General features: G+C 49.2%; 12 protein-coding genes. 9 read left to right on the plus strand and 3 right to left on the minus strand.

Annotation, left to right across the window (positions count from 1 at the left end):
• Positions 1-107 precede the first annotated feature (107 nt).
• Both NR201_RS17105 and NR201_RS17110 read left to right on the plus strand, forming a co-directional pair.
• The gene (locus tag NR201_RS17105; RefSeq protein ID WP_010256969.1) at positions 108-317 is read left to right on the plus strand and encodes a CsbD family protein; all 210 of its coding nucleotides are present in this window, start codon (positions 108-110) and stop codon (positions 315-317) included.
• A 195-nt stretch (positions 318-512) separates the two neighbouring features.
• Positions 513-1277, plus strand: a complete 765-nt coding sequence (locus NR201_RS17110; RefSeq protein ID WP_010256962.1) for a MerR family transcriptional regulator — start codon at positions 513-515, stop codon at positions 1275-1277.
• A gap of 73 nt (positions 1278-1350) precedes the next feature.
• Here NR201_RS17110 and NR201_RS17115 read toward each other — a convergent pair whose 3' ends face one another.
• Complete coding sequence (locus tag NR201_RS17115) at positions 1351-1839, minus strand: Hsp20 family protein (RefSeq protein WP_010256958.1); 489 nt, start codon at positions 1837-1839, stop codon at positions 1351-1353.
• A gap of 175 nt (positions 1840-2014) precedes the next feature.
• The gene (locus NR201_RS17120) at positions 2015-2254 is read right to left on the minus strand and encodes a hypothetical protein (RefSeq protein ID WP_022624236.1); all 240 of its coding nucleotides are present in this window, start codon (positions 2252-2254) and stop codon (positions 2015-2017) included.
• Positions 2255-2622: 368 nt separating this feature from the next.
• On the opposite strand from NR201_RS17120, the gene NR201_RS17125 reads away from it, so the two are divergent.
• The 4 genes from NR201_RS17125 (at position 2623) to NR201_RS17140 (ending at position 7000) form a co-directional block, all read left to right on the plus strand.
• Entirely contained in the window at positions 2623-2847 is a 225-nt protein-coding gene (locus NR201_RS17125; RefSeq protein ID WP_010256955.1) for a DUF3606 domain-containing protein, read from the plus strand.
• 520 nt (positions 2848-3367) lie between these two features.
• A complete protein-coding gene (locus NR201_RS17130; protein ID WP_256850012.1) occupies positions 3368-5152 on the plus strand; it encodes a GGDEF and EAL domain-containing protein in 1785 nt (594 codons plus the stop codon).
• Positions 5153-5352: 200 nt separating this feature from the next.
• Positions 5353-5562 (plus strand): YdgH/BhsA/McbA-like domain containing protein, encoded by a 210-nt coding sequence (locus NR201_RS17135; protein WP_010671954.1) that lies wholly within the window; start codon positions 5353-5355, stop codon positions 5560-5562.
• A gap of 250 nt (positions 5563-5812) precedes the next feature.
• Positions 5813-7000, plus strand: a complete 1188-nt coding sequence (locus NR201_RS17140; RefSeq protein ID WP_256850013.1) for a diguanylate phosphodiesterase — start codon at positions 5813-5815, stop codon at positions 6998-7000.
• A gap of 1363 nt (positions 7001-8363) precedes the next feature.
• Here the strand turns inward: NR201_RS17140 and NR201_RS17145 are convergent.
• Positions 8364-9437: a RepB family plasmid replication initiator protein gene (locus NR201_RS17145; RefSeq protein ID WP_010256943.1), complete on the minus strand. Its 1074-nt coding sequence runs from the start codon at positions 9435-9437 to the stop codon at positions 8364-8366.
• Positions 9438-10350: 913 nt separating this feature from the next.
• On the opposite strand from NR201_RS17145, the gene NR201_RS17150 reads away from it, so the two are divergent.
• The 3 genes from NR201_RS17150 (at position 10351) to NR201_RS17160 (ending at position 13677) form a co-directional block, all read left to right on the plus strand.
• The gene (locus tag NR201_RS17150) at positions 10351-10527 is read left to right on the plus strand and encodes a hypothetical protein (RefSeq protein ID WP_256850014.1); all 177 of its coding nucleotides are present in this window, start codon (positions 10351-10353) and stop codon (positions 10525-10527) included.
• 979 nt (positions 10528-11506) lie between these two features.
• Positions 11507-12709, plus strand: coding sequence for an AAA family ATPase (locus NR201_RS17155; protein ID WP_010256940.1), 1203 nt, complete (start codon positions 11507-11509; stop codon positions 12707-12709).
• Entirely contained in the window at positions 12706-13677 is a 972-nt protein-coding gene (locus NR201_RS17160; protein ID WP_010671957.1) for a ParB family protein, read from the plus strand. Before NR201_RS17155 ends, NR201_RS17160 begins: the two co-directional genes overlap by 4 nt.
• Positions 13678-13878 lie beyond the last annotated feature (201 nt).

Raw genomic sequence — 13878 nt, forward strand, 5'->3', positions numbered from 1 at the left:
CGCTGCAAAAGGCAAAAGCTGTGCCATGCTTGATTCATCTGACAGCCTTCAGGCAACACAGATATTCATCAGGTCACTGGATAACAACCGGAAATGGGAGAGTCACCATGAACGAAGATCGCATTGGCGGTAACTGGAAGCAGTTCAAAGGTAAAGTTAAGGAAAAATGGGGTGATCTTACGGATGATGATATGACCGTTGTAGAAGGGAAGCGCGATCAGCTGGTCGGTAAAATTCAGGAACGCTACGGCTACGAGAAAGATCGTGCCGAAAAAGAAGTGAAAGAGTGGGAAGATTCCAACAAGTACCACTGGTAACGTGTGCTTAATCGCCGGGCGTCTCTGCGTCCGGCATCTGCCCTATACCCCTGTTTAATCCCCCTCACCCACTGCCATCTCAGCACACGATAAACCGGCAGATTTTGGAAATGATTGTTTCTTTATTTATTCCTGACGCGCATACTGCGTCATCTTCCCTGTTCATGGGATCTCAATGCCTTTCGGATATCAATTATGCCCCAGCACTCTACCGACACCGTATGTGGTCTCGTCGGTGTTCTTCCTGAAACTCTGCGCCGCTGGCGCCGTGCCGGGCTGATAACGCCGCCTGGCCCTGCTGGTTACTCAGATAATCAGCTTACGCGTGCGCTCTGTGTGCGTGAAATGACCTCAGGGGGTCATACGCTCTTTGATATCCATACTGCATTTAACTGGCCCAGCGTTGCGCTGCCTGGCGGCTGGGCCTGCCGGGAAGAGGATATGTTGCATCTGCTGGCGCATAATACGGACGCAGATGTTGATCGCGAACTACAGATGATGAATACCGACTATTGTGGTGATGATTATGTTAATCGCTACCTGCGGCCGCTCAACCTCTGGCTGCGCACTGACCTCAGCGAAGGTGCGGCGCGGCGCCAGCAGCGCTTTCATTCAGCGGTAGTCAGTCAGTGGGAGCGCCTGGCGCTGGCCTCACAACGACGCAGCACCGTACCGTTGTTTCTTGAAGCAGTCAGCGTCACAGATGAAACCGAGATCTGGATGGAAGCGATACGGCTTAACGGACAGGGCTTTCGGGTTGAAGTTGCAGCAGATGCGTCAGGTATCCCCGCCGTGGCGCAACGCCGCTTTGAGCATCATCTGATGTGGTGTGGTGATGGTATCAGTGCATCGATGAAGGCTGCATTTCACTCCAGTCTTGAGGCGGGTGAACCGATCATGCTGACCGGAACGAATACCGGCTTACCGTCGCAAATCAGCCTTATGGCAGCCAGCGCCTGAACTCTTTTGACTTTCTTACCTGCCAGTGAATAAAAAGGCGGAAACAGCCTGTGCCGTTTCCGCCCTGTTCATATTACTGATGTTCAAGAGTTCGCTGACCGCCGATCGCAATCGGGATACGGCGCGGTTTCTCGCTCTCCGGTATTTCCTGGATCAGATCAATGCTAAGCAGACCTTCCGCCAGGCTGGCTCCGGTGACCTTCATGTGCTCTGGAATGGAAAAGCTCAGCTGGAAATCGTGTCGGGAAATGCCGCGGTGGATCCAGCTGGTGTTCTCTTCCCGGGCCTCGCCAGACGCTTCCTGTGACGGTTTCTCTCTGTGACCGGCCACTGAAAGCCGTCCGCCTCGTAACTCGATCTCCAGTTCATGCTCTTTCCAGCCAGGTACACTGACGGTCAACGCATAGCGATTATCCTCAACCCGCTGCAGATCGTAAGCGGGAACCGACGTTACCGGGCTGTCGCCAGTAAGCTGACTGAACAATTTATCGATGCGGTTAAAGCGGTCTGAAAAGACTGAATCAGACAGCGAAGGGAACACTGAAAATTGTTGTACTGACATGGTGATAATCTCCTGAACAGGTTCATCCAAAAGTTCATCTGATCGGGCTCATATTTCCGATCATCTCCATAAATAGGGATCAGTAGTCAGTTTTCAAGTTGGTAAATATAATTTTTTTACCGTTATCAGACAGCCGGTTACCACAGAAATAAATTTCAGGGTATTAACGCAGCCGTTACTTTTTGCTCTGAGGTGCAAGAGCAAAATGGGGATGACAGCCAGCCAGTAATAACAGCAACTCATATTCTCCCTGACTTAATAGTGTCGGGTTACCTGCGGCTTCTTTGGTTTGCCAGACGCGCAGGCTAAGGTCAAAACGCTCAGCAGCGCTCTGCTGTGAGAGCCCGGCGGCAAGACGAAGTTCACGCACATTACTCTGGACGACCACAGGCGGCCTGGGGGGACGATTCACCAAACAAAGACTCCTTCAACATGATTAAACCGCAAAGGCACAGTGCTTCGCCATCAATAAAAGCGAAGCGACCTGAGAGCGGCCATAACGAAAAGACCACAGAATAATTGACTATTTTAAATAAATGTCAAATTTCAGGTTTAAAAATCATGCATGCTTTTTTATAAGCGAAGCGGCATATTTCGCCCTGACGGAGACTTTTCTATTTCCATAGAGTGCTTTATTCCTCCTGCCAGGAATTATCCTGTTATTTGCCTTAAGGGCCATTCAGGGATTAATCCGCTACCTCAAGCGCCCTTTCTTCATCAGGATAGAGGTATAGCCTGAGGGTCATGTTCAGGCAGCATCATTGAAAAAGAGGAGGATAATGAATGAAAAATCCTATCCAGCGTCGCTCGCCCGACGATCTGTCGCAGGTGGAAATTCGTGAACAGTGGCAAATCACCTATTGGACCCAGGAACTGAGGACAACACAGGAAAGGCTGACACGCGCGATCCGCGAGCGAGGGCCGCGGACCGAACAGGTTCGTGACTGGCTGGAGCAAAACCCGCCGCCACGTCGTCCGACACAATTCACACACGGCATGAAAGGTTAAACTGATTACTGTCTGAAGCGACACGTTACTGGCAGTCTTGCGGTGGATTGACCTATAGCAGTCAGGAGTACACTGACAGGTCATATCTGCCGGTCTTCATTTTTTCAGGCTTTTACCTGTATTTTTAATAGGTTATCTTCCTGAGCAACCAGCGGATAGCGATCCGTCTCTGGCTGCAGACCTGTTTAATTGTAAAACTGACTTAGAAATAACATTAACCACCCTGAATGCTTATTCATCTCCTGACGGAAAATAAACATTAACAACCGTAAAAACCCTCTCCTGGCTATATAAAATGTACAAATGTAAATAATCAGGCGCATCTTCGATTAAATTTTCGAATCGTAACAACCCCTTTAATGCGTTAAAGAAAATATTAAGAGACACCCGCTGCATAGTCCCTTATTATCCAGTTGAAAATAAAAAATCACGCCATAATTCCTGCCGCCCGAATCACATTTCGCTCCGGACAGTTTTCTTTTTTCGCTCCGTAATCAGCCGGTGCGGGGGTTCTACACACATGTTAAACAATTTAAACGGCGACAATGAGCGCCGCAGCCGCGCCTTACAGGCGTTGCGCGACCCTGATGAAAGCCGCGATGAAGTTCTCCGGAAGTTTGTCCGGTTAGCCAGTCAGGCCCTGGGTATCCCGGGCAGCTTTATATCGGTGCTGGATGATGAGTTCCAGACCGTTCGGGCATCACACAATTTTGATCTGCAACGCTCAACGCGTGCGGATTCACTTTGTCGCCACGTGGTTGATAGCGACAGTGCGGTGATCGTCCCTGATACTTATTACGATGCGCGTTTTGTCACGCATCCCCTGATCACTGGCTCACCCTTTATCCGCTTTTATGTCGGTGTGCCACTGAAAACACGCGATGGCATTATTCTGGGCACACTATGTGTGACCGACACCGAGCCGCATGCGTTTCCCAGTGACCAGGTGACGACCTTAACGCTGCTCTCTACGCTGGTAATGTCCTTTCTTGAAGCCTGGCACTCGGCGGGTTTTACCGATCCGGTGACCGGGCTGCCTAACCGTCAGCGCCTGATACGTGATTTGCAATATCTTGCCGTTGCCGGCGATACCACGCCACGCCGTCTGGTTCTGATTGATTGCATCGATATGTCGCGCGCTTATGAACTGGCCCGCACCATGGGAATGAGCCCGGTTGAGAGCCTGCTGAAAGATATGGCCACTCTGCTGCCGCTGCGCCTGCGTCCGGCGGTTGGGGAGATGATCTATACGGTGGCCACCGGCCGCTTTGCTATCCTGACCCGAGCGGATAGCCGACTCAGTGCCGCGTGGGTAGCCGGTCGTCTGGAAGGTATCAGTGCGGACATGGATGAAGGTCTGTCGGTCGCGCTGACTCCCCATACCGGTGAGGCTGACTTTGTCGCTGGCAGCATGCCAGCATCTGAAATATTAGGCCGTGCGGTCAGTGCGTTGCATGAAGCGGTCGGCCGCGGACTGCCCTCTCAGCGCTTTGACGCTGAGGCTGAAACGCAGCGTTCAGAAGATTTCCTGCTGATGACCGATCTTAAAACGGCATTACGCGAGAACACCGGGCTATATATGGTCTATCAGCCGAAAATTTGCCTGCAAAGTGGTAAACCCGTGGGTCTGGAAGCGCTTATCCGCTGGCAACATCCCAGCCGGGGCGAGCTTTCACCTGCCGCCTTTATCCCGCTGGCTGAGCAGACCGATCTGCTCTCTGTGCTGACAGCCTGGATTATCGATCGGGCGGTTGAGCGCCTTAGCCGGCTGAGGAACAACTGCATCCAGCTGCCGCTAACGATAAACGTCAGCGTACGTGACTTTGCGCGCGAGGGGTTCGCTTCAGCGCTGGAAAGTAAGATGGTCAAATCTAAGCTCCCGACCTCTCTGCTGGGAATCGAATGTCTGGAAACCGAACGTATCCTTGAAAGCCCGACCGCCCTGCGCGGGCTGGAGATGCTCAGAGCACGAGGATTCACTATTTCACTCGATGATTTCGGTTCCGGCTACAGCAATATCAGTTATCTGCGTCGCATGCCGCTTGATGTGATTAAGCTGGATCGTTCCCTGATCAGTGAGCTTTCCTCTGACACGGCTTCACGCATTATTGCACGCAGCATCATCGCCATGCTTAAAGAGCTGGATTATACCGTGGTGGCAGAAGGGGTTGAGTGTCCGGATGCAGTAACATCCCTGACCGAGTATGGCTGCGATCAGGCACAAGGCTATTTCTATTCGAAGCCGTTGAACGAAGAAGCATTGGATCACTGGCTGCACTGGAAGCTGCGTGGCGAGTGTCATTAATCTGGAGCTGGCGCAATCTGATATCAGATTGCGTTTTCAGCGATCTGAACGATCTCTGATATCCCCCCATGGTAATAATTCAAAATATTTGATCAATATCAGCAAAAGTTAGCTATATCAGTCTGGCGAGATCGCGCCTATCATTCATTCCATCGAGGCAAAACGCCTCTCCCTGACTGAAATACGCTAAGGAATTGACCATGAAATCCATCAAAAACTTCGTTGCTGTTACCGCACTCTCTCTGATTTCATTCGGTAGTTTTGCCCAGACTATTACCGCTACCGCGTCTACCCTGGATGCTGCTGAAGCGAAAGTCGCGGCACAGGCCAAAGATGCAGGCGCATCCTATAAAATTACCGGCGCACGCGTTGATAATCGTGCTTATGTCTCTGCTGAACTGATCAAATAACATTTACCCCTTCAATACGATGAGGCTGCCACTACGGCGGCCTTTTTTATTATGCAGGAAGCATAGTTCGTCTGCTCAGGTTCAGCGTCTCTGATCCCATTACGATTGTTGGAACCGTGCCCCACAATTTGCCGTTTCGCTTATTGTCACCTGCCGTGGTGCAGTCTGTGCGACAGTGAATAAGGAGAGATGAAACATTTTTTGAACAATGCTAGCGTGTGCGCAACAATCTTATAAAACGGAGCTGCACATGCTGACTACCATAATATACCGCAGCCATATTTCAGATGACTTTCCCATCAGAACCCTGCCCGCAATGGTCGACAACGCCAGCAAAATAAATGCGGCTCACGACGTGACCGGCATATTATTATTTAACGGTACCCATTTTTTTCAATTGCTTGAGGGTCCGGAAGCGGGCATTCAGGCAGTCTATCAGAGAATTTGTGCAGATCGACGGCACCACAATGTGGTGGAGCTGATGCGCGACTATGCGCCTTACCGCCGCTTTGGTAATGCGGGCATGGCACTCTTTGACCTGCGTGAACACGATCGCTCATCGCTCCTGCAGGCCGTGCTGGATAAAGGGACGTCAAAATATCGTCTGACCTATGATGATCGGGCACTGCAATTCCTGCGCACGTTTGTAGAGTCTCGTGAGAAAGAGAACTACTACGAGGTCCTCCCGCCGGGTTACTGGGAGTTTATTTCTGAGCACAATGATGTGCCGGACTCCCGTCCGGAGACAGAAGGCGTCAGCTTCCGCCCGGTGGTGGATCCCCTCGCTCGTCAGGTCACAGCGATTGAAGCGACCACTCTGCGACCTGCTCCCGCCGACGACACCTCAGGCGATCAGCTTTATGTTAACGATCTGGAAACCGTGAAAAAGACGTTTTCCCATGCTGGCCTGGTCTGCCCGGACGGTATGACACTGTACGTCAGCCTGCTGCCTATGACGCTGGTGGTGATACCCAATGCCGTCGATCATATTGTGACCGCTATTCAGCAGGCGGGACTGGTTCCTGAGCAGATTGTAGTTGGCGTAAGTGAAACCGCAGTGATCTCGCAGCTGGAAGCGTTCTCTGAAGCCGTACGCGCGCTAAAAGCGGTCGGAATCAGTCTGTCGATCGACAATTTTGGTGACGGCTCCGCGGGATTGTCCTTGCTGACTCACATTCAGCCCGACCGCATTCGTATTGATGCCGGTATCACCCGCGATGTTCATCGCAGTGGGCCAAAGCAGGCGGTGGTTCAGGCGATTATTAAATGCTGTTCCGCGCTGGAAATTACCGTCATCGCAGCAGGGATCGTACAGGCAGAAGAGTGGATGTGGCTGGAGGCTGCAGGTGTGATCAACTTCCAGGGCACGCTGTTCGCAGCCGCAGGGCGCTATGAAGCACAATCCGTTGCCTGGCCGGAATACCGGGAGGCGATGTAACACTCTCTGTCCCAATGGTGATAAAGCGGTACGTCAGCGCGAGGCCGCTTTCTTCACCGATGTCCTGCAGAGCAGTATCAAAGCCGCAGCGGCCCCGCTAAACACCTCCCCTCCCCCGCGCCCCCATCGGACCCGTTCTTGTGACAGGGATAACGGCAGCGCCTTCCTGATGGTTCCGGCCATACCTTAATCTCTGTACTCATTCTGGCTTAGCTCTATTTGATAACCACTGTAGCGAGTAAAGTTACCTGTTTAACTCTTCCAGTAAGCAAATCAGTGGCGGATCCTTCTTTAGGATCAAACTTCATCGCCTATCCACTGTAGCGAGTAAAGTAACGATATTCAGGGTTCGGAAACCACTGTAGCGAGTAAGCAGAGCAAGTAAATCGTCATCCGTCCTTCTAAATTGCAGCGCGAAGGCGCATTAGCCTTTGTTTCAGGTACTCCAGGTACGGTTTCATTCAGTCATAACCACTATAGCGAGTAAAAAACCGATCTCCCTCTCAACAATGAATTTTGACCCTTGATTGCAGAATCCGCCCTGTGTGGGGCCTCGCAAAGGTGCTTTTATGAATGCAGCTAAGCTCTAAAACTGCAAAAATCTGAAGCACGGCACACCGTTTAACGGCTGTGGCGAGTAACCATTTTTAAGTGTGGGCATTTGGCAATTTAACAGGAAGTCTTTTACTGACAGTGCAATAAATGATAGTGAGTGCTTACTATATTTAAGGTAACCACTATATCGAGCATAGGCCAGTGACAATAACAACCACTATAGCGAGTATGCTCCCCATTTCTGCTCCCAATTAACAACCACTGTAGCGAGAATATCGCATTCATCAGCGCCAGTATCTGATCATTAACTGAACGCTTTAGCGATAAAACAACCTCATAACCACTGTAGCGAGTAGTTTACTCACCCTGGATGGACAAAACGGAGATGATAAAGCGCGGTAACGGAGGAGATAACCACTATAGCGAGTAGAGTAATGACACCAATTCCCCTGCACAGCCTGCTTGAATACTTCATGACGGGCGTACTTTCTGTGCTGTGATCAGGTAAGTAACCACTATAGCGAGTGAACATTGGGTCTCATTCTGGCTATTACGCTTTTGAGGCCGCTCTTCCGGGAGAGACTAACCACTATAGAGAGTAAACACAGCACCGGGCTCAATTCAGGTCCTGCCGATGGAGAGTGATGAATAGCGCGATTAGCCCTGTTCAGACAGGCGTTACGTATGTTGCTGTCGTGCTGGTAACCACTATAGTGAGTAACGTTACTCGCTACAGTGGTTATTGCGTTTCAGCCCGGCGTTCCCGATAAGAGATTGAAAGCGGAGTAGCATGCTAGCAGAAAGCGTGTCATTGCTTCTTCTGCTTCCTGATTTTGTTCAGTAGCTCTTTTTCTTCACGCGAGACCATCACCAGCTCACTGCTATCCTCTTCAATCACCGGTTCAGGCAGGCTGACGTCAATTACGTCGGAATCGATATCAAGATCGTCAAACTCATCCATCTCATCATCGATCAGGCCTGACTTACTGAGCGGCAGTTCGGCCGGGCGCAGCTTAGGATGACGATAATGAACCCAGAAGTAGACTGATGAGCCACGTCGGGTTTCGGTGTAGTCGAGATAGCCGATCTCTTTTAACTGCTCCATGGCCTTTCTGACGGTGGCATTCTGGGTAATCACACGCGATGTCAGGTTAAGTCTTGCGCGCAGACGCGCCATAGATATCGGCGCAGGCTTCGGCGGAAGGCTTTCAATGAAGGTGTAGAGCGCCTGAGCAGACTCTTTGCGTGCCAGCTCATTGATGGCTTTAAGCTGCAGCAGAACCTTTCTGTCGAACTGATACAGCTCAAAGATCTTGGGATCGGCCTGCAGCGTTACCGTGTCCTTCTTGATGCTGTATTTCGCAGACTGCACCAGGTGCGTCGTGTAGTTCTCTCCGCCCTTGCTGGTAAAAGTCAGGGTGTTAGAGGCAATACGCGTCAGCGAAGCGTCCAAGCGGCTTCTGAGCTTCGAGGAGAGCCGCACTGAGGGTATGCCGCATAGTTTGGCAAATTCAACGAAAGAGAGCGTTACCGTGTCTCCCAGACACTCATGCGTAGCGAATGCACGAATGATCCCGACCCAGGTTTTGAAATCATTATCCATATCCAGGCGGGCACCCAGAATCTTAATGTTGTCATAGCCTTCTGACCTGACCAGGGATAACTGTTTAAGATCCTGGGTCACATCCATGGCGTTCATCTGGTTTTTCTGACTGCGCGCTGTGGATTTTAACGTCGGAACAAATAAACCGAGTCGCATCAATGCTACCGGCTGGACGGTGTTGTTACTGTTGGGGGTAAGAGTAACAACTTCACCTGTACGTTTATCTGTTTCGCTAAACGCATCAGCTATGTTCAGGATATCTGGTTCTTTTCTTGGCATTAGGAAGATCCGTGATGTGAACAGGCGAGAGCCGCTGTTACTCGATACAGTGGATACTATCACTCACTACAGCGGTTAATCTACTTACCATAGTGGTTATTTCTCTCGATATAGTGGTTGTTTTACTCGTTATAGTGGTTAGCGACCCGGCTTTAACGTAGTCATACCGTGGCCTGAGGCGGTGCTGGGATCTTTAAGGAACTTAATAAGGATCTTAAATGGATCTGTTATTGGATCTATTCAGTGGATAACCTGAGAAAACTAACTGAAAAAGAGTCGAGCCACCGCCCTCCTCCTTTACTGGATCTCCCTCATTCATCGCAAGCACTCTGGAAAAAGCCGTCATCTACACATAATCAGGGTTATGCACACCGATTCAGACCACTTACTCGCTATAGTAGTTGTTGAGTACTCGCCAGCGCGGTTGCTTTTCTCGCTATAGTGGTTGTTATACTCGTTATAGTGGTTATTCTTCTCGCTACAGTGGTTACTGCCCCCCTTCCAGGCCTTGTGTCACAAGGCTTCAGACGCTGCAGGGATCTGTTAAGGATCTCAATTTGATCTATTGAGGATCGACCAATTGGATCTGGCCTGTGGATAACGGGGATAAAACACACAAAACAAAGAATTAGTTGAGAGTCCCAGTCAGAAGTGATGTTCACCTTCAGTTCTGAATGTGCGGTTTATCAGAAGCACGACTGAGAAGGTCTTTTACTGCTAAAACGATCTAACGCTGAGCATAGGTAAGACTGGAATGTTGCATACACCTATAACCATTAAATATTTAAGGTTATAAGTTTAAATCAGGCCTCAGAAAATCGGTCAGTGAAAATACAGAAAACTCACCATGACATTAATCGCCTATCTATTTGATAAATAATGAATTATTTTTCATTTTCATGATGAAAACACCATGCGATTTTTACTTAACGTAATATCTTTGTTTTGTCAGTACTCAGAATTTGTCAGACATACTAAAAAAGCACTTAAAATAACGTTCCCGGAAGAAATTAATAAGGCGCCAGTGAAGGAACAACAGGAACAGCAGGAAGAACAGGAAGAACAGGAAGAACAGGAAGAACGACAGTAAGAAAAATGCGTTCGGCATAATAACTTAAACTAATAAATAGGCTTAGCGTGAATGAAGTAATTTCAGGAATGTAAGAATGATATGAAGATGAAAAGATTGTATCGGGAGCAGAATCAAGCACAGTAGAGCGTTAATTCTGACTGTCCGGCATAGCTACATTATGGTGACTTGCCCCAATTAATATTGCTCTAAGCCTTGCCGCATTAAGCCTGTTCTCTACTCCTACTCCTACTCATGCTCTTAAATCGGCAGTCTTAACTCTTCGATGATTTTGATTCGTGACATCACATAATGATGAAGGGAATTAAATCCCTCTCTTTTCTGGATTAAGCCTTGCAATAAAAACCCTATGCGGAAAACGCCTGACATTATGTTGACAGGCAGCAACACAGATTATGAACGCTACATAATGACAAGGCATAAAGGTATAGATTTGGAAGCAGTGATCTTAATTTAGCAATGATAGCGGTAAAGATTACTTGCGCACTTTACCGTTATGCCTACTCCTTCAGGTTCAAAAGCACTGTAATAGCTTCTGAGTAAAACTCTACGTCAGCAGTAAATGTTGAGTGAAAGTGCATTAATCCTGGAAATTTTTCACCAAGACATTTCACAGGTAATTAAATGATTTATAATAACTTTTATTGAATTTTCATGCTGAAAACACCATTGAAAAAACACGAAAACAATTTAACGAGCAACCTGCAGACTGGCAGATGATTTATCAGAATCGGAATGCACCGATCCGAATCATTAGTCCTTAAAATATTCGTTTCATGTCGCCATTTTAAGTTCTCTGTCTCAACCAGCCTGTAAGACAAAAAAGCAGAGCGATTCACTTTCCAGTGATTCACAAAAGTAATACTGCTTGCATCTCACCATCGCGGAGAAAAAATCCAGGTTTTTGGCATTTTTCTAAAAAATTGGCAGGTATGTGCTTTTTGTGTAGTATGCAAAAAACATTAACGCAGAGGGGCTTATGAAGCGTGATTATGGTGGAGTGCTGGAAATGGCCACACGTGCCAATTCCATGTTACATGGACTGAGTAACCATATTGAGCAGCAGCGTCAGGAATTTAACCAGACCGGTTTTTACCAGACCTTCTCCCGGAATGCTGTCGCCAACATGCCATTGCTGAGTAAGCATGCTGTTGTCGCCGCAATTGGTGATATGGAAGCAGCAGGTTATCAGTTTGGGAAAAAACAGACCGGCAGCACCTCACAATATGCCCTGACTATCCAGAATGTGGTCGACATCTATCAGCATCGTAAAGTACCGAAATATCGCGATCGGCACGATGGCCCCTTTGTCGTATTCGTTGTCAGCCTTAAAGGTGGTGTCTCAAAAACAGTGAGCACAGTCACGCTGGCCCACGGTATGCGTGCACATCCTTCTATGTTACATAATGACCTGCGTATTCTGGTTATCGACCTGGATCCACAGGCATCAAGCACGATGTTCCTGAGCCATACCAACAGTGTCGGTTCAGTTCTGGAGACGGCAGCGCAGGCGATGCTGAACGATCTGGATGCAGACCAGCTTCGTAAGCAATTCATTAAACCTACTGTCATGCCCGGCGTTGATGTGATCCCAGCCTCTATCGACGATGGTTTTGTTGCAAGCGACTGGGAAGAGCTGGTTGCTGAGCATCTGCCAGGCGTTGCGCCTTCGGAAGTATTACGGCGCAACGTGATTGATCGTCTGGCGGGTGACTACGATTTTATCTTCCTTGATACCGGACCTCACCTTGATTCATTCATGCTGAATGCAATTGCGGCCAGTGATGTATTGCTGACGCCGACACCTCCGGCACAGGTCGATTTCCACTCCACCATGAAGTATCTGACGCGTCTGCCGGAAATGCTGGAGCGTATTGAGTCCGAAGGCATTGAGCCACGGCTTAAAGCCAATATCGGCTTTATGTCCAAAATGACCTCTAAACACGATCATCTGACTTCGCAAAGCTATGCCCGGGAAGTGTTTACCAAATCGATGCTGGACTGCAGCCTGCCGCGGCTGGATGGATTTGAGCGCTGCGGTGAATCCTTTGATACGGTGATCAGTGCCAATCCCTCCTCTTATCCGGGAAGTGCGGACGCTCTGCGCAAAGCTAAATATGAAGCCGAGCAGTTCTCAAGGGCTGTGTTTGACCGCATTGAATATATCAGGAGTACCCTGTGAGCAAACCTATACAGCGCATCGGGCGCAAGTTTGGTGATTCTGCTATCGCAAACATGATCGACAGCAGCAGCCAGTCGCGCACATTTACGCTGAAGTCGGGCGCGAAGGCCACCTTTGTGCGCCAGCTAATCCTGCATGATGATATTGAAACCAGAACCAGCGTTGACCCAAAAATCAACGGACGTGACCAGAGCACGCTGACGCCGGAATCGCTTCAGGAGATCACCCGTACTATTACGCTGCAGCAATTTTTTCCGGCTATTGGTCGTGTCAACGGTGACCGGATTGAAATCATGGATGGTTCGCGCCGCCGCGCCGCATGCATTCTTTCCGGTGCCAGTCTGGAAGTACTGGTCACCGCTGATGAACTGAGCCTTAGTGATGCGCGTCAGCTGGCTGCGGACATTCAGACAGCAAAAGAGCATAACCTGCGTGAATTAGGCCTGCGCTTTATGCTGATGAACGAAAATGGCATGAGCAAAACAGAGATTGCTAAAGCAGAAGGCATCTCAAACGCAAAGGTCTCACGTGCGTTCCAGGCCGCAGCCGTACCCGCTGAATTTATTGAACTCTTTCCGGTCGTATCAGAGCTGACACTTCAGGATTACCAGCTACTGCTCGATGTCTGGGAAGAGGCGAAAGCGGAAGCGGTTGATGTCACCGCGCTGGTCAGCGATATTAAGCAAACGCTTAAAGCTGATGATTCCCTGCTAAGCGCCAATGCGGATGAGAAGAAGAGCGCGATTCTTAACGGCTTTAAAAGCGCCCGTCGTCAGTTAAAAAAACCTGCACCCGTCAGCAAGACGGTGACGGAAAAGCTGGCTACTTTTACCACAGCTAATACCTATGCGCGTCGTAAAACTAATGATGAGAAGCGCACTGTGCAGTATGAATTCAGCCGTCTGCCAAAAGAGATTGCTGAACAGATCGACGCGTCAATCAGACAGATACTCTCCACATTAAAATAATCCTCTTTACGTTTTTGATACCAGAACCGGCCCCTGTGCCGGTTTTTTAATTCTTTCCTCCACCGGCCTCCCGATTGTGCAATGCGTACCTTATCGCTTCGCCTGATCACGACTTCTGTTAATTACGCATCATTTCCGCAGGGTAATGCTTGAACTCAGCACGGTTTATCGCTATAGCTAAAACGGTTTAGCTATCAGGTT

The organism is Pantoea sp. Fr-CA_6 (assembly GCF_024520895.1).
GTDB lineage: Bacteria > Pseudomonadota > Gammaproteobacteria > Enterobacterales > Enterobacteriaceae > Pantoea > Pantoea agglomerans.